Genomic DNA, 18709 nt, shown 5'->3' on the forward strand with positions numbered 1-18709 from the left:
CTTTGCAGCCGACACCTCAGGTGACGCCTGCCAAGGGAGATCGCATGGCACAATCCGCGCATACATCCGACACCGTCCACGATCTGCTGGTGATCGGTGGCGGCATCAACGGCTGCGGCATCGCGCGCGATGCGGTCGGGCGCGGCCTGTCGGTGGTGCTGGCCGAAAAGGGTGATCTGGCGGGGGCCACGTCATCCGCATCGACCAAGCTGTTTCACGGCGGCTTGCGGTATCTTGAGTATTTTGAATTCCGGCTGGTCCGCGAGGCCCTGATCGAACGCGAAACATTGCTGCGCGCCATGCCGCATATTTCATGGCCGATGCGGTTCGTGCTGCCCTATCACAAGGACATGCGCTTCGACAGCGACACGCCGACATCGCGGCTTTTGGGCGTGGTCATGCCGTGGATGAAAGGGCGCAGACCAGCTTGGCTGATCCGGCTGGGTCTGTTTTTGTACGACAACCTCGGCGGGCGCAAAATCCTGCCGGGCACGGCGACGCTCAGCCTGACTGGTACTCCCGAAGGTGCGCCACTCAACGACAAATTCGCCAAGGCCTATGAGTATTCCGACGCTTGGGTCGAGGATTCGCGCCTTGTCGTGCTGAACGCCCGCGATGCAGAGGCGCGCGGCGCGACCATCCTGACACGCACCGAGGTTGTCTCGGCCCATGCCGCGAACGGGATCTGGCAGGTCACGGTCCGCGACGCAGATGGCGACCGGATCATTAGCGCACGGATGCTGGTCAATGCTTCGGGCCCTTGGGCGGGTGACGTGATCCACGGCACCTTGCGGCTGAACAGCCGCGAAAACGTGCGTCTGGTGCGCGGCAGCCATATCGTGACGCGCAAGCTATATGATCACGACAAATGCTATTTCTTCCAAGGCACCGACGGGCGGATCATTTTCGCGATCCCTTACGAGCAGGATTTCACCCTGATCGGCACGACCGACGCCGAACATGACGACCCGTCGCGCGCGCCTGTCTGCACTGACGCGGAACGCGATTACCTGTGCGACTTCGCCAGCCAGTATTTCAAGCGGCCCGTGACCAAGGACGATATCGTCTGGACCTATTCCGGTGTGCGCCCGCTCTATGATGATGGCGCAAGCTCGGCCACCGCCGCGACCCGCGACTATACGCTCAAGGTTGACCGCTCCGCAGGTGCGCCTGTGCTGAACATCTTTGGCGGCAAGATCACAACATACCGGCGGTTGGCGGAATCCGCGCTGGACAAGATCGGCACCGTGCTGCCCTTGTCGCAGGACAAATGGACGGCAGGCGTGGCTTTGCCGGGCGGCGATTTTCCGCATGACGGGGTCGAGGCGCTGGTCGCCGACCTGCGGCGCGCCTATCCGTTCCTGACCGATTTCTGGGCGCGCCGACTGGTGCGCGCCTATGGCACCGAAGCGACAGAGGTTCTGGGCGAGGCGGCGGAGGCGGTCGATCTGGGGCAGGATTTCGGCGCGACCCTGACCGAGGCAGAGGTCCGCTGGCTGATGACACAGGAATACGCCCGCAGCGCCGAGGATGTGCTGTGGCGCAGATCGAAACTAGGGCTGCGGCTCGATCAACAACAGGTGGCGGTTCTGGAGGAGTGGATCGCCAGCCATGCAAGGGAAATGATGCGCGCCGCAGAATAACGTCGGCGCATTCGGGGAGGAGAGAACATGTCGCTAGTCTTGGACGGCGTCAGCAAGGTGGTCGAAGGGCAGAGTCATATCTACCCCACAGACCTGACGCTGGAACGCGGGACGATGAACGTGCTGCTGGGGCCGACATTGTCGGGCAAGACCACGTTGATGCGCCTGATGGCAGGGCTTGATGTGCCCGCGACAGGGCGCGTGATCTGGGAAGGCCGTGACGTGACCGGCATGCGCGTGCAAGACCGCAAGGTCGCGATGGTCTATCAGCAATTCATCAACTACCCGTCGATGACGGTTTACGACAACATCGCCTCGCCTTTGAAACTGATGGGGCTGAACCGCGCCGAGATCGACCGCAAGGTCCGCGAAGCCGCCGACCTGATGCAACTTGGCCCGCTACTGGACCGCAAGCCGCTGGAATTGTCGGGCGGTCAGCAACAGCGCTGCGCGCTGGCGCGTGCGCTGGTCAAAGGCGCGGGGCTGGTGTTGCTGGACGAGCCGCTTGCCAATCTCGACTACAAACTGCGCGAGGAATTGCGCGCCGAAATCCCCCGTATCTTCGAGGAATCCGGCGCGATTTTCGTCTATGCCACCACCGAACCCGAAGAGGCGCTTTTGCTGGGCGGCAATGTCGCGACGATGTGGCAGGGCCGGATCACGCAGTTCGGCCCCACGCCATCGGTCTATCGCCAGCCACGCGATGCGACCACCGCGCGGGTGTTTTCGGACCCACCGATGAATTTCACCAAGATCGTGAAGGCAGGCGACAAGGTCAGCTTTGGCGCGGGCCAGACAGCAGCGGCGACAGGCGCTTTGGCGCATCTGGCCGATGGCACTTACACGGCTGGGTTCCGGCCGGACCATCTGCACCTGACGGCACAAAAGAAGGACGGGCTGCATTTTGCCTGCACCCTGCGGGTGACCGAAATCACCGGGTCGGAAACCTTCGTGCATCTCGACCATACGGGCGACCGCTGGGTCGGGTTGATCCACGGCGTGCATCATCTGGACTTCGGCGCGCCAATCACCGTCTGGCTGGATGCGGCACATGTCTATGTCTTTGGCGAAAACGGCGAACTGGTCGCCCCCGCATCCTATGCGGCAGCGGCGTAAGGGGGCGGTATGGCACAAATCACACTCGACAATCTGGCACATTCCTATCTGCCCAACCCCAAGGGCGAAGATGACTTCGCGCTCAAGCAGCTCGACCATGTCTGGAAGGACGGCGAGGCTTATGCCCTGCTGGGTGCGTCAGGCTGCGGGAAATCCACCCTGCTGAATATCATATCGGGGCTGGTGGTTCCGTCACGCGGGCGCATCCTGTTCGGAGACCGCGACGTGACGCATCAGGACACGGTCGCACGCAATATCGCGCAGGTATTCCAGTTTCCTGTCGTGTACGACACGATGACCGTGGGCGACAATCTGGCCTTTCCTTTGCGCAACCGCGGGATGGACCCTGCGACCATCGCCGCACAGGTGCAAAAGATCGCCGCCATGATCGGAATGGAAGACCAGCTCAAGCGCAAGGCGCGCGGGCTGACGGCGGATGCCAAGCAAAAGATCAGCCTTGGCCGCGGCATGGTGCGCGAGGATGTGAACGCGATCCTGTTCGACGAACCGCTGACCGTGATCGATCCCCATATGAAATGGGAATTGCGCACGCAATTGAAGGCGCTGCACAACGAATTCGGTCACACGATGATCTATGTGACCCACGACCAGACCGAGGCGCTGACCTTTGCCGACAAGGTCGTGGTCATGCATGACGGGCGCGTCGTCCAGCTTGGCACTCCCGAGGATCTGTTCGACACGCCCGAACATACCTTTGTAGGCTATTTTATCGGATCACCCGGGATGAACCTGATTGACGCCGAGGTCGCGGGCGACACCGCCCATTGCGACGGTCATGCGATCAATCTGGGGGGCCACTACCGCACGCCCAAAGGCCGCGTGCAGATCGGCATCCGCCCCGAATTCGTGACACTGACTGCAGGCGACCGCGGCTTGCCCGTCACCATCAAACGGATCGAGGATGTGGGCCGCCACCAGATCCTGCGCGCCGAATTCGCAGGCAAGCCGGTGAACGCGATCCTGCCCGAAGGCTTTGCCGTACCCGCCGGTGCGAACCGTCTGCATTTCGCGCCAGAGCGGATCAACGTCTATGCCGATGACTGGCGTGTGGCCCCGCTACAGGCGGTCGCCACCCCCGAACGAAAGGCCGTGTGATGGACAAGGTACAAAACAACAAGGCGTGGTTTCTGGTTCTGCCAGTGCTGATGCTGGTGGCGTTTTCCGCCGTCATCCCGCTGATGACCGTGGTCAACTATTCGGTGCAGGACACCTTCGGCAATAACGTGTTTTTCTGGGAAGGTCTGGGCTGGTTCGAACAGGTCCTGACCGACAGCCGCGTGCATAGCGCGCTCGGCCGGCAACTGGCATTTTCGGGGATTATTCTTGCGATCCAGATTCCCTTGGGCATCGCGATTGCGGTCTGCATGCCGAAAAAAGGGTTCTGGGCTTCGGTCTGTCTGGTGCTGATGGCCCTGCCCTTGCTGATCCCGTGGAACGTGGTCGGCACGATCTGGCAGATCATGGGGCGCGGCGATATCGGGCTGGTGGGCTATAGCCTGTCGGCAATCGGGATCGACTGGAATTATGCACGCAACCCGCTGCATGCATGGATCACCGTGATCGTGATGGATGTCTGGCACTGGACCTCGTTGGTCGCCCTTCTGGCCTATGCCGGTCTGCAATCCATCCCGCAGGCCTATTATCAGGCGGCCAAGATCGATCAGGCGAGCCGCTGGAAAGTGTTCCGCTATATCGAATTGCCGAAAATGCAGGGCGTGCTGCTGATCGCGATCCTGCTGCGCTTTATGGACAGTTTCATGATCTATACCGAACCTTTCGTCGTCACCGGCGGCGGCCCCGGATCGGCGACCAGTTTCCTGTCGATCGATCTGGTGAAAATGGCGCTGGGGCAGTTTGACCTTGGACCTGCGGCGGCCTTCAGCATCATGTATTTCCTTGTGATCCTGCTCGTGTCCTGGGTGTTCTACACCGTCATGACCAACCTTGATAAAGCGGAGGGCCGGTAGAATGGTTGCCACATCAGACACTTACACACCAGCCGCGCGCCGGTTCGCGTTACCTAAGGTCCGCGCCCGCCATGTCGTGATGGTCGCCTATCTGTTGTTCATGCTGGTGCCGATCTACTGGCTGGCCAAGATGAGCTTTCAGACCAACCGCGAGATTCTGGGCGGCTTCACGCTCTGGCCGCAGAACCCGACGCTGGACAATTACCGCGTCATCCTGACCGACCGGTCGTGGTATATCGGCTATATCAACTCGATTACCTATGTGGTGATGAACACGGTCCTGTCGCTGGCGGTGGCGCTGCCTGCGGCCTATGCCTTCAGCCGCTACCGGTTTCTGGGCGACAAGCATCTGTTCTTCTGGCTGCTGACAAACCGTATGGCCCCGCCTGCCGTGTTCGCGCTGCCGTTCTTCCAGCTTTATTCGTCGGTGGGTTTGTTCGATACCCATATCGCGGTGGCGCTGGCGCATACACTGTTCAACGTGCCTTTGGCCGTGTGGATCCTCGAAGGGTTCATGCGCGGCGTGCCCAAGGAAATCGACGAGACCGCCTATATCGACGGCTATTCGTTCCCGCGGTTCTTCATCAAGATCTTCATGCCCCTAATCGCCAGCGGCATCGGGGTCGCAGCGTTCTTCTGCTTCATGTTCTCTTGGGTGGAACTTCTGCTGTCGCGCACGCTGACGGCGGTGAACGCGCAGCCCATCGCGTCGATCATGACGCGGACGGTATCGGCCTCCGGTCTGGACTGGGGCGTGCTGTGCGCGGCTGGTGTCCTGACCATCGTGCCGGGCGCCTTGGTCATCTATTTCGTGCGCAACTACATCGCCAAGGGCTTTGCCCTGGGCCGCGTGTAAGAGGGAGGAAAGCTCATGTCACTTGCTTGGATGGCCTGGACGACGCCGACCGCGATCTTCTTTGGCGTGATCGCCTGTCTGCTGCTGATCTTCACGTTTCTGGGGATCAAATACCCCGAAACGCCACGGCGCGGCATTCTGACAATCGAGACAACGCGTGGTGACCGTCTGTTCATCACGCTCTTGGGATCGGCCTTTATCAACGCAGGCTGGCTCGCGACAAGCGGGCTGCCGCAATACTGGGCTTTGGGAATTTGCGCGCTTTATGCCGCAGCGGTGTTTCGCTGGGTATAGGGCCGCAAGTAAAGGCATGACCGGCCCGAAGGGATGAGGCCCGACGACAAAGGGCCGGTCATGTAAGACTGAAAAGAAGGTTCAATCCATGGGAGGATTTACACTATGAACCGCATGTTTAAAACATCCACGGCGCTTGCTTTGGCGCTGACAGTGACAGGAGGGGTTCCGGCATTCGCCGATATGGACGCCGCCCGCGCTTTCCTTGACGAACATATCGGCGACATGTCGGCCCTGACGCGCGAGGAACAGGAAGCCGAACTGCAATGGTTCATCGACGCCGCCGAACCGTTCCGCGGCATGACGATTAACATCGTGTCCGAGACGATCACGACGCATGAATGGGAATCCAGCGTGCTGGCCCCTGCATTTAGCGAAATGACCGGCATCAACTTCACCCACACGCTGATCGGCGAGGGCGATGTGGTCGAACGGCTGCAGACCCAGCTTCAGACCGGCGAAAACGTCTTTGACATGTATATCAACGACGCCGACCTGATCGGGACGCACTGGCGTTACCAGCAGACCCGCAACCTGACCGACTGGATGGCCGGCGATGGCGCATCGGTCACAAACCCCGGTCTTGATCTGGACGACTTCATTGGCACCAGCATGGCGACCGGACCTGACGGCCAGCTCTACCAACTGCCGGTCCAGCAATTCGCCAACCTCTACTGGTTCCGCCATGACTGGTTCACCGACCCCGAAATCATGGCCGCCTTCGAGGAAGAATACGGCTATCCTTTGGGCGTGCCGGTGAACTGGTCGGCCTATGAAGATATCGCCGCTTTCTTTACAGGCCGCGAGATCGACGGTGTGACCGTATATGGCCACATGGATTACGGTCGTCGTGACCCGTCTTTGGGCTGGCGTTTCACCGATGCGTGGCTCTCGATGGCCGGTGCCTCTGATCTTGGCCTGCCGAACGGTGTGCCTGTCGATGAATGGGGTCTGCGGGTCAACGAAAACTTCCAGACGGTCGGATCCTGCATGGAACGCGGTGGTGCCACCAACAGCCCCGCCGCTGTCTATTCGATCGAGAAATATGTCGACTGGCTGCAGAACTATGCACCGCCAGAAGCCAACGGCATGAACTTCTCGGAATCGGGACCAGTGCCTGCACAGGGCAACATCGCCCAGCAGATCTTCTGGTACACGGCCTTTACCGCCGACATGGTCGCTCCCGGTCTGCCCGTGATGAACGAGGACGGCACACCGAAATGGCGCATGGCCCCCAGCCCGCATGGCACGTACTGGCAGGACGGCATGAAGGTCGGCTATCAGGATGTGGGTTCCGCCACATTGCTGGAATCGACACCCGTGGACCGCGCACAGGCCGCATGGCTTTATGCGCAGTTCATTTCGTCCAAGACGGTGGATGTGGCCAAGTCGCATTACGGCCTGACCTTCATCCGCGAATCCACCATCAACCACGACAGCTTTACCGAGCGTGCGCCGCAACTGGGCGGTCTGGTGGAATTCTACCGTTCGCCAGAGCGTGATCTGTGGACCGACACAGGCTTCAACGTGCCCGACTATCCACGTCTGGCGCAACTGTGGTGGCAGAACATCGGTAACGCCTCGTCCGGTGCGGCCACCGCTCAGGAAGCCATGGACGCGCTTTGCGCCGAACAGGAAGCCGTGATGGAACGCCTGCAGCGGTCCGGCGTGCAGGGCGAATTCGGCCCTCTGCTGAACGAGCCGCAGGATGCGTCCTTCTGGCTGGAACAGCCCGGCGCACCTTGGCCAGCCCTCGAGGATGAAAAAGGCGAACCACAGACCATCGCCTATGAAGAGCTGATCCGCCGCTGGACGGAATAAGCCAAATTCGGGGGCGACCTCCACGCCCCCGATCTCCGTGGCGAAGCGGCCCTCTGGCTGCTTCGCCACATTCATGACAGGCTGCCAAGACCAAGCAGAGGACCGACGACAATGGGATATATTCTGGCACTCGATCAGGGCACGACATCCAGCCGGGGGATCGTTTTTGGCCCCGACATGCGGATCGTGGCGACAGCGCAGGAAGAATTCCCGCAGCATTACCCCCAGTCCGGCTGGGTGGAACACGACCCAAGCGACCTTTGGGCCTCGACCGCGGCGACCGCGCGGGCGGCCATCGAAAAGGCCGGGCTGAAAGCCACCGATATCGCCGCGATCGGGATCACCAACCAGCGCGAAACCACGCTGGTCTGGGACCGCAAGACCGGCAAACCCATTCACAACGCCATCGTCTGGCAGGACCGCCGCACCGCCGATTTCTGCGCCAAACTGCGCGCGGACGGGCATGAGGACATGATTACCCGCCGCACCGGCCTGCTGGTCGATCCCTATTTCTCGGCGACCAAGCTGAAATACATCCTTGATAACGTCGATGGCGCGCGCGATCGCGCCCGCAACGGCGAACTGGCTTTCGGCACGGTCGATAGCTGGCTGATCTGGAACCTCACAGGCGGGCGCAGCCATGTGACCGACGCCACCAATGCCGCGCGCACGATGCTCTATGACATCCACAAAGGCAGGTGGAGCCAGACCATCTGCGACCTGTTCGACATTCCGCAGGCCATGCTGCCGCAAGTCCACGATTGTGCTGCCGATTTCGGCATGACGCGGCCTGATCTGTTCGGCCATGAAATCCCTATTCTGGGTGTGGCGGGCGACCAGCAGGCCGCAACCATCGGGCAGGCCTGTTTCCAGCCCGGCATGGTCAAATCGACATACGGCACCGGCTGTTTTGTGGTGCTGAACACCGGCGATACGCCTGTCGCCTCGACCAGCAAGCTCTTGACCACCATTGCCTATCAACTCGACGGCAAGCCGACCTATGCGCTCGAAGGGTCGATCTTTATCGCGGGTGCGGTGGTGCAATGGCTGCGCGACGGGATCAAGGTGATCCGTGCCGCCCCCGAAACCCAAGGGCTGGCCGAAACCGCCGATCCAAGCCAGGACCTGATCCTCGTGCCCGCTTTCGTTGGCCTTGGCGCGCCTTACTGGGCACCGCAGGCGCGGGGTGCGATCTTTGGCATGACCCGCAATTCGGGGCCTGCGGAATTCGCGCGCGCGGCGCTGGAATCCGTGGGCTACCAGACCCGCGATCTACTCGAGGCGATGCAGGCCGACTGGACCCGTGACGCCGCCCAGCCGTCTTTGCGCGTCGATGGCGGTATGGCCGCGAATGACTACGCGATGCAGTTCTTGTCCGACATCATCGGCGCACCGGTGGACCGCCCGCAAGTGCTCGAAACCACCGCACTGGGGGCTGCATGGCTCGCGGGAATGCGCGCGGGTGTCTGGCCGGATATGGATGCCTTCGCCAAGGTCTGGGCCGTTGACCGGCAGTTCACCGCCGCGATGGATGCCGACGCCCGCGACACCCGCTATGCCCGCTGGGGGCGTGCGGTCAACGCCGTGCTGGCGGTGTGATGATCGCGCCTTTCGGGTTTGCCACCGCTGGCACGATCAGGTTCGGTCGTGGGGTGCTGGCCGAAGCCGCGCCTTTTGCCGCAGGTTTTGCCCGCGTGCTGCTGGTGCGTTCTGCCTCGGTCGCGGCGGCGGACGGGCTGGCGCAAGACCTGCGCCGGACCTGTGCCGTGCTGGATCTGACCGTCAAAGGCGAACCCGACCTGCCCGCGATCAACGCCCATCTGGCATCCGCCCGCCCCTTTGCCCCCGATTTCGTCATCGCCATCGGCGGTGGCGCGGTGATCGACTATGGCAAGGCGCTGGCGGCACTGATCCCCGCCCCGCACGGCGCGCTGCGCTATCTGGAGGTGGTGGGCGACGGCAAACCGTTGGACGTGGCCCCCCTGCCCCTGATCGCGATCCCCACGACGGCAGGCACCGGCACCGAAGTCACCCGCAACGCCGTAATCGGCGTGCCAGAGGCCGGGCGCAAGGTATCCTTACGCGATCCACGGCTCTATCCGACGCTGGCGCTGGTCGACCCCGATCTGTGCCTGTCCTGCCCCAAGCCGGTGATCCTCGCCTCTGGTCTGGATGCCATCACGCAGGTGATCGAACCTTTCATCAGCGTGCGCGCCAATCCAGTGACAGATGCGCTGTGCCGAGAGGCTATTCCACGCGGCCTCGCCGCCTTGCGCCGTCTTTTGGACGATGGTGACAGCGCTGCTTGGGATGACATGGCCCTGACCAGCGTCTGCGGCGGTCTGGCGCTGGCCAATGCGGGGCTGGGGGCGGTGCACGGCTTTGCCGGCGTGATCGGCGGGCTGACAGGTGCAGCGCATGGCGCAATCTGCGGGACATTGCTCGTGCCGGTGCTGCAAGCCAATCTGGCAGCGGCCAAGGACGAAACCGCAGCGCGGATCGCATGGGTGATCGACCGGATCGCGGATGAATTCGGCAGCCTGTCCGATTTCGACCACTGGACCCGCGATCATGATTTGCCTCGGCTGGCAACACTTGGCCTGACCGTCGAAAACCATGACGCGGTCGCGCGCGCGGCGACAGAGGCCTCGTCCTACAAAGCCAATCCGGTCGATCTGGACATGGCGGTGCTGCGCGACATCCTCGCGCGCAGTTAGGCTTTGCGCGGCAGGATCGCCGTCAGTCCGGAAACCCCGCTTAGCTGCCCCGATAGGTCGAGAACCCGAAGGGCGAGACCAGAAGCGGTACATGATAATGCGACGCGGGGTCGTTGATCCCGAACCGGATCGGGATATCGTCGAGGAACCGCGGGTCATCGCTGCGCCCGAAATAGGCGCCGGCCTGAAAGACGAGTTCATAGCGTCCGATAGCGAAATCAGTAGCGGGCAGAATCGGACTGTCGGTGCGTCCGTCGGCATTTGTGACCATCGCCGCCAGATGCGTCCGTGCGTCCCCGTCGAGACGGTAAAGATCGACCTTCATCCCCGCCGCAGGCACGCCATTTGCGGTATCAAGCACATGGGTCGTCAGAAATCCGGTCATCGTGGTCCTCGGGTTACCTAAAATTGCGCATAACAGGCCGCCGCGTTACCATTCATGTCGCCATGAAATCAAGCGTTTGGCCGGTCCGCGCCTTGCTGTCGCACCCCGCTGACATGGGCTTTCGCCTTGCTATATGAAGTGCACAGACAGCGTAAAGGTGAAATGAAATGATGGAAACACTGCTTTTATCCCGCATCCAGTTTGCGGCGAACATATCGTTCCATATCCTGTTTCCAACGATCACCATCGCGCTGGGCTGGGTCCTGCTGTTCTTCAAGATCCGCTATAACCAGACGGGCCAAGAACGCTGGATGGAAGCCTACCGCTTCTGGGTCAAGATCTTTGCGCTGTCCTTTGCCATGGGTGTCGTGTCGGGCATCACGATGTCGTTCCAGTTCGGGACCAACTGGCCCGGTTTCATGGAAAAGGTCGGCAATATCGCAGGCCCGCTGCTGGCCTATGAAATCATGACGGCCTTTTTCCTCGAGGCGGTGTTCCTTGGCATCATGCTGTTCGGCTTCCGCCGTGTGCCCAACTGGGTGCACACGGGCGCGACCTTCCTTGTCGCCTTCGGCACGCTGATGTCGACCTTCTGGATCATCGTGCTCAATTCGTGGATGCACACGCCCCAAGGCTTCGAGATGCGCGACGGCGTGGCCCATGCGACCGACTGGTTCGCGATCATCTTCAACCCTTCGATGCCGTACCGCTTTACCCATATGGTGCTGGCCAGCTTCCTGACCGTCAGCTTCCTGATCGCGGGTGTCAGCGCCTTCCGCTGGCTGATCGGCGGGCGCACTGAAGGCGTGCGGGTGGCCCTGAAAACCGCCGTGTTTACTGCGGCCCTGCTGATGCCTGTGCAGATTTTTGTCGGCGACATGCACGGCCTGAACACCAAGGAATTCCAGCCTGCCAAGGTCGCGGCGATGGAAGGGCATTGGGAAACCGGCGGCAACGTGCCTTTGATCCTGTTCGCCCTGCCCGATCAGGAAGCGCGTGAAAACCGGTTCGAGATCGGTATTCCGAACCTCGCCTCTTTCATCCTGACCCACACATGGGACGGTGAGGTGCAGGGCCTGAACGACTTTGTCGCCGAAGACGGCACGATATTGCACCCGCGCGTCGCCCCCGTGTTCTGGTCGTTCCGCGTAATGATCGGCACCGGCATCGCGATGCTGCTGCTGAGCTGGGCAGCGTCGGTGATGATGCTGCGCCGCAAGCGCGGGGTAGAAGGCCTGCCCAAGCCGATGCTCTATGCCTTTGTCGGGATGAGCTTCAGCGGCTGGATCGCGACCCTTGCGGGCTGGTACACCACCGAGATCGGCCGCCAGCCGTGGCTCGTGCAGGGTGTGATGACAACGGCAGAGGCCGTGGCCGATGTGCCCGCACCGATGGTGCTGTCCACGCTGATCGCCTATCTCGTGGTCTATGGCTTGCTGCTGTCCGCCTATATCTACGTGATCTTCTATCTGGCGCGGAAAATGTCGCGCGGCGAAGATATCGGAACCCGTATCGCCCCTGCCCCTGCGGCGGCGCCCAAAGCAATGCCAGCGGAGTGATGTGATGAATACTTTTGGTGATCCAACGATCTGGCTGCCGTTTGTCTTTGCCGCACTGATGGGCCTGTCGATCCTGATCTATGTGGTGCTCGACGGGTTCGACCTTGGCGTGGGGGTGTTGTTCCCCTTCGCGGACGAAGATGAAAAAGACCGCATGATCGCCTCGATCGGGCCGTTCTGGGATGCGAATGAAACTTGGCTTGTGCTTGCGGTCGGGCTTCTGCTGGTGGCCTTTCCGGCGGCGCATGGGGCGATCCTGACCGCACTTTACCTGCCCGTTGCGATCATGCTGGTGGGGCTGATCATGCGCGGCGTCGCGTTCGAATTCCGCGCCAAGGCCCCCGCTCCGCACAAAAGACTGTGGAATAACACGTTCTTCGCAGGCTCGTTGATGACGTCGCTGTCGCAGGGGTTCATGCTGGGCATGTATATCATGGGGCTGGAATGGACGCTGATCAACGCAGCCTTCAGCCTGCTGACGGCGGTGTTCCTGACCGTGGGTTACAGTTTCATCGGTGCGACATGGGTGATCCACAAGACCGACGAACATCTCCAGCGCAAGGCCGTGGACTGGGCCAAGGGCGGCATCTGGGGGCTGGTGTTGGGGATCGGGCTGATCTCGGCCGCGACACCGCTGGTCAGCACGCGGATCTTCGACAAATGGTTCAGCTGGCCCGAGGCGCTATTCCTGTCGCCCTTGCCGATCCTGTCGGGGCTGCTGGTCTTCGCGCTGTGGTGGATGCTGCGCCGGATGCCGTTCACAAATGACCGGCTGTCATGGTTGCCGTTTGCGGCGGCGTCCTCGCTTTGGGGAATGGCGTTTATCGGGATGGCCTACAGCTTTTATCCCTATGTCGTGCCAGAGCGCCTGACGATCTACGAGGCCGCCAGCGCGCCCGAAAGCCTGTTCATCATCCTGATCGGCACGCTCTTTGTGCTGCCCACGATCCTCGCCTATACGGTGCTGGCCTACACCGTGTTCCGCGGCAAGGCGACAGAACTGCGCTATGACTGAGGGAGGGTGGATCATGATCCACCTGACGGGGGGGGAAATCGGGCAGAATCGGTTTGACACCCCCCCGCCCTTTGCGTAATCGGACGCACAAGGTACGGCGCGGTAGCTCAGTTGGTTAGAGCGATCGACTCATAATCGATAGGTCGGGAGTTCAAGTCTCCCCCACGCCACCACCTCCAACTTTCTGACAGCGTTAACGGTTGCTAGGGTGTTTGCGTCGCAAGCTTTCAGGTGCCCTGATTTTGATTAACTGCGTTGAAAACCACGAGAAACGATCCGGTCGAACAAATCGTGTATATCGTCGTCGGATTTCAGGTCCGTCAAGGTGGCAAGTACTCCCGCCCCTTCAATCAAAGCCGTGATCAGTTCCATATCCACTAGGCCTTCTTCGTCCCGCGCGAGCTTTGGAATGTCGATATGCCCGTCTCTGATCATGGTCCAAAGAAAAGCTTGGTAGGCGATCAGGGAAATGCCCTCGGATCGCAGCCTTGCAAGGATGGTGGCGTAGGCTCGAGACGCGGTACGAGCATACTCACGCGTGGAAACCTCCGGTTCAGGTGACTGCGGCAGGCCCTCGTTGAAATAAGTCGCCAAGCACGCATCAAGAATGTCTTGCTTGCGCGGGTAATAGTGGTGAAAGGCACCCTTGGAGACGTTTGCCGCTTTTGCCAGATCTGACATTGATGTGCGGTCATAGCCTTGGGTTACGAACAGACGAAAGGCTTCCCGCAAAAGTTTCTCTTTGCTCGTGGCCATTCGCACCCCTGTTCAACCTATCTGCCTGCCTTGTGCATCTGATAGATTGTGTTGTCCTCCCAATCCACCTTGGCGACCAAATCATAGCCAAGTTTTTCATAGAGGATCACGTTCTTAGGATTCTCGGTATCGAGCGACCACCCGCGCTTTGAGTCGACCTCGCCTTCCAGCAAATCAATGAATTGTTTGCCAAGCCCGTTGCCTTGAAGCTCTGGAAGGATGCCAATCATCGTAAGGTAGTTTGCCGTTCTGTCGTTGCCGCGCCGCGCGAGCGAACGATAGCGGTTCATGCGCTTGATACATCCTTTGGGGAGCCGTCGCCACAGCCGCCAAGTCCGAACAACGCTGATTATCTCGGCCATCGCGGACCGCCTGACCTCGATGAGGGCGGCGCCGACGACTTGCCGGTCCTTGCGAAAAAGGAAGATAGGCTCATTGGCACGAAAGTGGGCATTTGTGATCGCGGCGACGATGTTGTGACGCACAGGGCCCGGTGGCGTGGTATCTCCGACGAAATACACTATGGCGGGGTCATCGACGAAGGCGGCTGTTATGATGTTAACGGCGCTTTCGATCTGGGCGTGATCCGTGCATCTTGTCAGTGCAAACGCGACGTCAGGCCTATGTTGCATAGTGATTGACCGCAAAGCTGTAAGTGACTTTGAGAAAGAACATCGCGGACAAGCAAAGCTGGATACCGTCGATTCCCAATTTGGGTAGGAAGGTGAGCCCCAAGGCCAAACAGAATCCGCCCATGACAGGTCTGTTACCCGTCAGGTTGACAGCGCAGGCGCAGGCGATTGTCCCCACCCACACAAGACAAAGGGGCGCCATGTCCCATCCCATCAACCAGCCGATGATCGGCAGATGAATATGGATCGCGATGAAACCCCAGCGAAAGCCGGATCGTTGCGCATAAAAATCATTCGTTCCTTGGGTAAAATTAGCAACAGCTCCGGCGACGATATCAACAGCAAGCAATCCCGCGAGCCAGTGCCGCCATCCCGTGTCACGCGCGAACTCGGCACCCCATATGAAACCAAACACGATAACCGCGACACTGATCGCAGTGATTCCCCCCACCGTCTGTCGCTGTCCGATTACTTCGTGGAAAACAGACGGCACTGCAAATTGCCGCGTTGTGAGGGAAACGATCAAGTTTTTCATCGATTTCCTCCAGTTCGATACCGGACGACCGGTATGTAGTGACGTAGATTATCCTATCGGTGGTCGTCAAGCCTGATTTCCCTGCCGACGAACCAGTCATTCGTTCAACGGACGTGACAGTCCGCGTCGCTGACGATCCGGGACACTGCGACGCGTGGCTTTATCCCCCTTCCGCGGGTGGCAGATACGTTTCACGTCCAAATCGTCACGACTGCGCCCGCAAAATGGAGGTATCGAGAGATCAAGCGTCCCCCGCCACCACCGACCTTTCCTCGGCCACAAAACCAGACTAGCGTTGCGCCGCAGATCAGTTTGAAAGGGATCTTGATGTCCGTCATTGACCAGATCGCCGCCGCCATCGGCGCGGACCGCATCCTGACCGGCAAGGACGCCGCCCCCTACGGCAAGGACTGGACAGGCGCCTATACCTCGACGCCGCTGGCCGTGCTGCGGCCCGTGTCCACCGCCGAAGTCGGAGCGATCATGCAGATCGCCCATGCCACGCGCACAGCTGTCGTGCCATGTTCCGGCAGGACCGGGCTGACAGGGGCCACGATGGCCGATGGCGCGCTGATGCTGTCGGTCGAGCGGCTAAACAAGATCACCGAGATCAATGCCACAGGGCGCACCGCCACCGTCGGCGCGGGCGTGATCCTGTCGAACCTGCACGATGCGGCGGCCGCACATGACCTGATCTTCCCGCTGACCCTGGGCGCGCGCGGATCGGCGATGATCGGCGGTCTGTTGTCGACCAATGCGGGCGGGTCCAATGTCGTGCGCTATGGCAGCACGCGCGGCCTGTGTCTGGGGCTGGAGGTCGTGATGGCCGACGGGCGGGTGATGAATCTGATGAGCGCGCTGCACAAGGACAATTCCGGCCTTGATCTGCGCAACCTGATGATCGGGGCCGAAGGCACGCTGGGCATCATCACCGCCGCCGTGCTGAAACTGCTGCCCAAACCGCAGGCCTATGCGACAGCGATGGTCGCCCTGCCTTCGCTTGCCGATGCGCTGCACCTGCTACACCGCCTGCAGGACGCCACAGGCGGCGGGGTCGAGGCGTTCGAATACATGCCACGCAGCTATATGGCCAAACACCGCCAGATGTTCCCCGACATGGCCCCGCCTTTCGCGCAGGACCACGACGTCAACATCATGATCGAAGTGGCCGCGACCACGGTGCGCGACGCGCAGCCGGGACCGGACGGACAACTGCCTGTTGTCACCTTGCTCGAGGATGTGCTGGGCCAGATGCTGGACGATGGCACGCTGATCGACGCGGTGATCGCGCAGAACGAAACCCAGCGCCGCGACATCTGGAAACGCCGCGAGGATGCGGGCGAGGTCGCCTTTTTCGGCGGACATTTCGTCAATACCGACATCGCCCTGCCGCTCGACAAGGTGGCAGAATTCGAGGCCACGCTGACACCCCGCCTGCGCGCTATTGATCCGGATGTGGAAGAGGTGATGGTCGCCCATCTGGGTGACGGCAATATCCACCACACCAGTTATGTCAGCCGCAACGATCCGGACGCGATGGCCGCACTGGTCGAGGCGGTCGAGGATGTCGTGCAGGAGCTGGGCGGGTCGTTCAGCGCCGAACACGGGATCGGCGTGTCGAAGCTTGCCACGATGAAGCGGCGCAAGGACCCCGTTGCGCTGGACGCGATGCGCGCGGTCAAGGCAGCCCTTGATCCGCTTAACATCCTTAACCCCGGCAAGGTGATCCCGCCCGCCTGACCCCATGGAAGGGCCGCCGATGATCAAGCTCGCGCTGTCGAAAATCCTGCAAGTGCGTCAGAACTACTGGTTCTGGCCCAGCCTGATGACCTGCGTTGCTGTCGTCGTGGGCATCCTGATGCCCATGCTGGATCGGCATATCGGCGCTGTCTGGCTGCAAAACCTCGGTTTCGTGCCGATTGCCGATGTCGATGGCGCACGCGCGGTGCTGACGACACTGGCCGCGTCCTCGCTCGGCGTCGCAGGTGTCGCATTTTCGGTAACGATGGTCGCCGTGTCCTTCGCCAGCGCCAATTACGGGCCGCGCCTGATCAGCAATTTCATGGCCAACCGTCAAAATCAGGTCGTGCTGGGCGTGTTCGTTGCGACCTTCGCCTACAGCATGGTGGTGCTGAGCACGGTGAACGACGACACCTCCCTGCCCGATCTGACGCTGGACACCTTTGTGCCGCAAATCGCGATCCTGTTCGCGCTGGTGCTGACGCTGGCCGCGGTGGGTGCGCTGATCTTTTATATCCACCACATCCCCGAATCGATCAACATCATGAACCTGCTGTCCGAAATCGGCGGCAAACTGGAACGCGCCGTCATCGCGATGCTGGCGGCCGAGCAATCGGCGGAGCGCAAGAAGCCCGTCGATCTTGCGCCCGTCCCCGAAGGATCTGTTGCCCCCGGCAGTCACATCGCGGCCGATTGCGCGGGGTTTCTGCAGCATGTGAACTACAAAGGATTGGTGGAGATTGCGGAAGCCAACGACATTCAGGTCACGCTGCACCGCGCGCCGGGGGATTTTCTGGTGCCGGGCGATATGGTCTTGTCGGCCCAGCCTCAGGGGCGCTGCACCGACAAGGTGATCGGCCACATGCGCAACTGTTTCACCATCGGGGCCAACCGGACCGAACATCAGGATATCCTGTTCCTGTCGGACCAGCTGGTCGAGGTATGTGGCCGCGCGCTGTCACCCGGCGTGAATGACCCGATGACGGCGATCCTGTGCCTGAACTGGCTCAAACCCGGCCTGACCGCCTTTGCCCAGCGCCCGCCCGCGCGGCAGGCGGACCCGTCCGACCCTGTGATCTACCAACGGATGACCTTCAAGGACATGCTCGATCAATCCTTTGACGGGATGCGCCAGTATGTTGCGACCGACCACAGCACCACCTTGCGCGCACTTGAGATGCTGGCAGATATTGCTGTTGCGGCGGGCAAAGACGATGTGACCGCCGATTGCAAAAGGCAGGCGCAGCTCTTGGCCGCGTCGGCGGTTGCCGTCCAGCATGACCCCAGCGCATGTGCCCATATTGCACGGGCCTTGCGCGACGCCTTGCAACGGATGGCAGGCTAAACGGGCGTTGACGGTGCCGTTACACCTCGGGCGCGGACGGGTCGGGAACAACGCTTGGGACGTCATCGACCTTGGTCTCGTCCCAACCTTTGTCCTGCCGCTTGATCCGGCGTGAAATCGCATAGCTGATCGGCCAAGCGATCAAAAAGCCGATCGCAGCCGCGACGCCAATGGCCAGCCATGAATACCAGCCCAGCGTCATCACAGCGACAACCAGCGCGCCAGTCGTGACGCTGCCAACCATAAATGTCAGGTAGATGCTCAGGCGGTCCATGACGTATCCTTTCGGGGTTGAAAGGGAAACGCC

General features: G+C 61.1%; 18 protein-coding genes and 1 tRNA gene. 14 read left to right on the forward strand and 5 right to left on the reverse strand.

All coding sequences use genetic code 11. The features are described from left to right. The first annotated feature begins 44 nt into the window (after positions 1 to 44). From glpD to VCK47_RS05985, 9 genes are all read left to right on the forward strand, one after another. The gene (gene glpD / locus VCK47_RS05945) at positions 45 to 1643 is read left to right on the forward strand and encodes a glycerol-3-phosphate dehydrogenase (protein WP_322889792.1); all 1599 of its coding nucleotides are present in this window, start codon (positions 45 to 47) and stop codon (positions 1641 to 1643) included. A gap of 27 nt (positions 1644 to 1670) precedes the next feature. Beyond that, positions 1671 to 2759 carry an ABC transporter ATP-binding protein gene (locus VCK47_RS05950; RefSeq protein ID WP_322889793.1) on the forward strand — a complete coding sequence of 363 codons (1089 nt, stop codon included), beginning with the start codon at positions 1671 to 1673 and terminating at the stop codon, positions 2757 to 2759. Between the two features lie 9 nt (positions 2760 to 2768). Then, positions 2769 to 3875 carry an ABC transporter ATP-binding protein gene (locus VCK47_RS05955; protein ID WP_322889794.1) on the forward strand — a complete coding sequence of 369 codons (1107 nt, stop codon included), beginning with the start codon at positions 2769 to 2771 and terminating at the stop codon, positions 3873 to 3875. Then, the gene (locus VCK47_RS05960; RefSeq protein ID WP_322889795.1) at positions 3875 to 4747 is read left to right on the forward strand and encodes a sugar ABC transporter permease; all 873 of its coding nucleotides are present in this window, start codon (positions 3875 to 3877) and stop codon (positions 4745 to 4747) included. The genes VCK47_RS05955 and VCK47_RS05960 overlap by 1 nt, the downstream gene beginning before the upstream one ends. 79 nt (positions 4748 to 4826) lie before the next feature. Beyond that, complete coding sequence (locus tag VCK47_RS05965; protein ID WP_322890036.1) at positions 4827 to 5603, forward strand: carbohydrate ABC transporter permease; 777 nt, start codon at positions 4827 to 4829, stop codon at positions 5601 to 5603. Positions 5604 to 5618: 15 nt separating this feature from the next. Continuing rightward, positions 5619 to 5897 carry a DUF2160 domain-containing protein gene (locus VCK47_RS05970; protein WP_322889796.1) on the forward strand — a complete coding sequence of 93 codons (279 nt, stop codon included), beginning with the start codon at positions 5619 to 5621 and terminating at the stop codon, positions 5895 to 5897. Positions 5898 to 6011: 114 nt separating this feature from the next. Further along, positions 6012 to 7718 carry an ABC transporter substrate-binding protein gene (locus VCK47_RS05975; RefSeq protein ID WP_416236662.1) on the forward strand — a complete coding sequence of 569 codons (1707 nt, stop codon included), beginning with the start codon at positions 6012 to 6014 and terminating at the stop codon, positions 7716 to 7718. A gap of 111 nt (positions 7719 to 7829) precedes the next feature. Beyond that, on the forward strand, positions 7830 to 9317 hold the full coding sequence (gene glpK / locus VCK47_RS05980; protein WP_322889798.1) for a glycerol kinase GlpK: 1488 nt from the start codon (positions 7830 to 7832) through the stop codon (positions 9315 to 9317). Further along, on the forward strand, positions 9317 to 10435 hold the full coding sequence (locus VCK47_RS05985; RefSeq protein ID WP_322889799.1) for an iron-containing alcohol dehydrogenase: 1119 nt from the start codon (positions 9317 to 9319) through the stop codon (positions 10433 to 10435). Before glpK ends, VCK47_RS05985 begins: the two co-directional genes overlap by 1 nt. A 40-nt stretch (positions 10436 to 10475) precedes the next feature. Here the strand turns inward: VCK47_RS05985 and uraH are convergent, their stop codons facing one another. Next, positions 10476 to 10820 (reverse strand): hydroxyisourate hydrolase, encoded by a 345-nt coding sequence (gene uraH, locus VCK47_RS05990; protein ID WP_322889800.1) that lies wholly within the window; start codon positions 10818 to 10820, stop codon positions 10476 to 10478. Between the two features lie 167 nt (positions 10821 to 10987). Here uraH and VCK47_RS05995 point away from each other — a divergent pair, with 167 nt between their 5' ends. The 3 genes from VCK47_RS05995 (at position 10988) to VCK47_RS06005 (ending at position 13567) form a co-directional block, all read left to right on the forward strand. Next, the gene (locus VCK47_RS05995; RefSeq protein WP_322889801.1) at positions 10988 to 12379 is read left to right on the forward strand and encodes a cytochrome ubiquinol oxidase subunit I; all 1392 of its coding nucleotides are present in this window, start codon (positions 10988 to 10990) and stop codon (positions 12377 to 12379) included. 4 nt (positions 12380 to 12383) lie between these two features. Next, positions 12384 to 13394, forward strand: coding sequence for a cytochrome d ubiquinol oxidase subunit II (locus tag VCK47_RS06000; RefSeq protein ID WP_322889802.1), 1011 nt, complete (start codon positions 12384 to 12386; stop codon positions 13392 to 13394). A gap of 96 nt (positions 13395 to 13490) precedes the next feature. Beyond that, a tRNA-Met gene (locus VCK47_RS06005) sits at positions 13491 to 13567 on the forward strand. A 73-nt stretch (positions 13568 to 13640) separates the two neighbouring features. On the opposite strand, the gene VCK47_RS06010 is transcribed toward VCK47_RS06005, so the two are convergent. Genes VCK47_RS06010 through VCK47_RS06020 form a run of 3 tightly spaced genes read right to left on the reverse strand, consistent with a single transcriptional unit; the run spans position 13641 to position 15317 of the window. Continuing rightward, positions 13641 to 14150: a helix-turn-helix domain-containing protein gene (locus VCK47_RS06010; protein WP_322889803.1), complete on the reverse strand. Its 510-nt coding sequence runs from the start codon at positions 14148 to 14150 to the stop codon at positions 13641 to 13643. Positions 14151 to 14167: 17 nt separating this feature from the next. Next, entirely contained in the window at positions 14168 to 14782 is a 615-nt protein-coding gene (locus VCK47_RS06015) for a GNAT family N-acetyltransferase (protein ID WP_322889804.1), read from the reverse strand. Next, positions 14772 to 15317: a hypothetical protein gene (locus VCK47_RS06020; protein WP_322889805.1), complete on the reverse strand. Its 546-nt coding sequence runs from the start codon at positions 15315 to 15317 to the stop codon at positions 14772 to 14774. Before VCK47_RS06020 ends, VCK47_RS06015 begins: the two co-directional genes overlap by 11 nt. Before the next feature lie 327 nt (positions 15318 to 15644). On the opposite strand from VCK47_RS06020, the gene VCK47_RS06025 reads away from it, so the two are divergent. After that, positions 15645 to 17057 (forward strand): FAD-binding oxidoreductase, encoded by a 1413-nt coding sequence (locus VCK47_RS06025; RefSeq protein ID WP_322889806.1) that lies wholly within the window; start codon positions 15645 to 15647, stop codon positions 17055 to 17057. Positions 17058 to 17076: 19 nt separating this feature from the next. Further along, positions 17077 to 18402: a DUF2254 domain-containing protein gene (locus VCK47_RS06030; protein WP_322889807.1), complete on the forward strand. Its 1326-nt coding sequence runs from the start codon at positions 17077 to 17079 to the stop codon at positions 18400 to 18402. A gap of 19 nt (positions 18403 to 18421) precedes the next feature. Here the strand turns inward: VCK47_RS06030 and VCK47_RS06035 are convergent, their stop codons facing one another. Then, positions 18422 to 18676, reverse strand: a complete 255-nt coding sequence (locus VCK47_RS06035) for a hypothetical protein (RefSeq protein ID WP_322889808.1) — start codon at positions 18674 to 18676, stop codon at positions 18422 to 18424. Positions 18677 to 18709: the final 33 nt, after the last annotated feature.

This window comes from Yoonia sp. 72, assembly GCF_034652275.1.
GTDB lineage: Bacteria > Pseudomonadota > Alphaproteobacteria > Rhodobacterales > Rhodobacteraceae > Yoonia.

What these genes read in the sequence shown, in the direction of transcription:
- VCK47_RS05960 (WP_322889795.1), top strand. Translation starts at nt 3,875, where the DNA reads ATGGACAAGGTACAAAACAACAAGGCGTGGTTTCTGGTTCTGCCAGTG.
- VCK47_RS06020 (WP_322889805.1), bottom strand. Translation starts at nt 15,317, where the DNA reads ATGAAAAACTTGATCGTTTCCCTCACAACGCGGCAATTTGCAGTGCCG.
- VCK47_RS06030 (WP_322889807.1), top strand. Translation starts at nt 17,077, where the DNA reads ATGATCAAGCTCGCGCTGTCGAAAATCCTGCAAGTGCGTCAGAACTAC.
- VCK47_RS06015 (WP_322889804.1), bottom strand. Translation starts at nt 14,782, where the DNA reads ATGCAACATAGGCCTGACGTCGCGTTTGCACTGACAAGATGCACGGAT.
- uraH (WP_322889800.1), bottom strand. Translation starts at nt 10,820, where the DNA reads ATGACCGGATTTCTGACGACCCATGTGCTTGATACCGCAAATGGCGTG.
- VCK47_RS06035 (WP_322889808.1), bottom strand. Translation starts at nt 18,676, where the DNA reads ATGGACCGCCTGAGCATCTACCTGACATTTATGGTTGGCAGCGTCACG.
- VCK47_RS05985 (WP_322889799.1), top strand. Translation starts at nt 9,317, where the DNA reads ATGATCGCGCCTTTCGGGTTTGCCACCGCTGGCACGATCAGGTTCGGT.
- VCK47_RS05975 (WP_416236662.1), top strand. Translation starts at nt 6,012, where the DNA reads ATGTTTAAAACATCCACGGCGCTTGCTTTGGCGCTGACAGTGACAGGA.
- VCK47_RS06000 (WP_322889802.1), top strand. Translation starts at nt 12,384, where the DNA reads ATGAATACTTTTGGTGATCCAACGATCTGGCTGCCGTTTGTCTTTGCC.
- glpD (WP_322889792.1), top strand. Translation starts at nt 45, where the DNA reads ATGGCACAATCCGCGCATACATCCGACACCGTCCACGATCTGCTGGTG.
- VCK47_RS05950 (WP_322889793.1), top strand. Translation starts at nt 1,671, where the DNA reads ATGTCGCTAGTCTTGGACGGCGTCAGCAAGGTGGTCGAAGGGCAGAGT.
- VCK47_RS05955 (WP_322889794.1), top strand. Translation starts at nt 2,769, where the DNA reads ATGGCACAAATCACACTCGACAATCTGGCACATTCCTATCTGCCCAAC.
- VCK47_RS05970 (WP_322889796.1), top strand. Translation starts at nt 5,619, where the DNA reads ATGTCACTTGCTTGGATGGCCTGGACGACGCCGACCGCGATCTTCTTT.
- glpK (WP_322889798.1), top strand. Translation starts at nt 7,830, where the DNA reads ATGGGATATATTCTGGCACTCGATCAGGGCACGACATCCAGCCGGGGG.
- VCK47_RS05995 (WP_322889801.1), top strand. Translation starts at nt 10,988, where the DNA reads ATGATGGAAACACTGCTTTTATCCCGCATCCAGTTTGCGGCGAACATA.
- VCK47_RS05965 (WP_322890036.1), top strand. Translation starts at nt 4,827, where the DNA reads ATGGTCGCCTATCTGTTGTTCATGCTGGTGCCGATCTACTGGCTGGCC.
- VCK47_RS06025 (WP_322889806.1), top strand. Translation starts at nt 15,645, where the DNA reads ATGTCCGTCATTGACCAGATCGCCGCCGCCATCGGCGCGGACCGCATC.
- VCK47_RS06010 (WP_322889803.1), bottom strand. Translation starts at nt 14,150, where the DNA reads ATGGCCACGAGCAAAGAGAAACTTTTGCGGGAAGCCTTTCGTCTGTTC.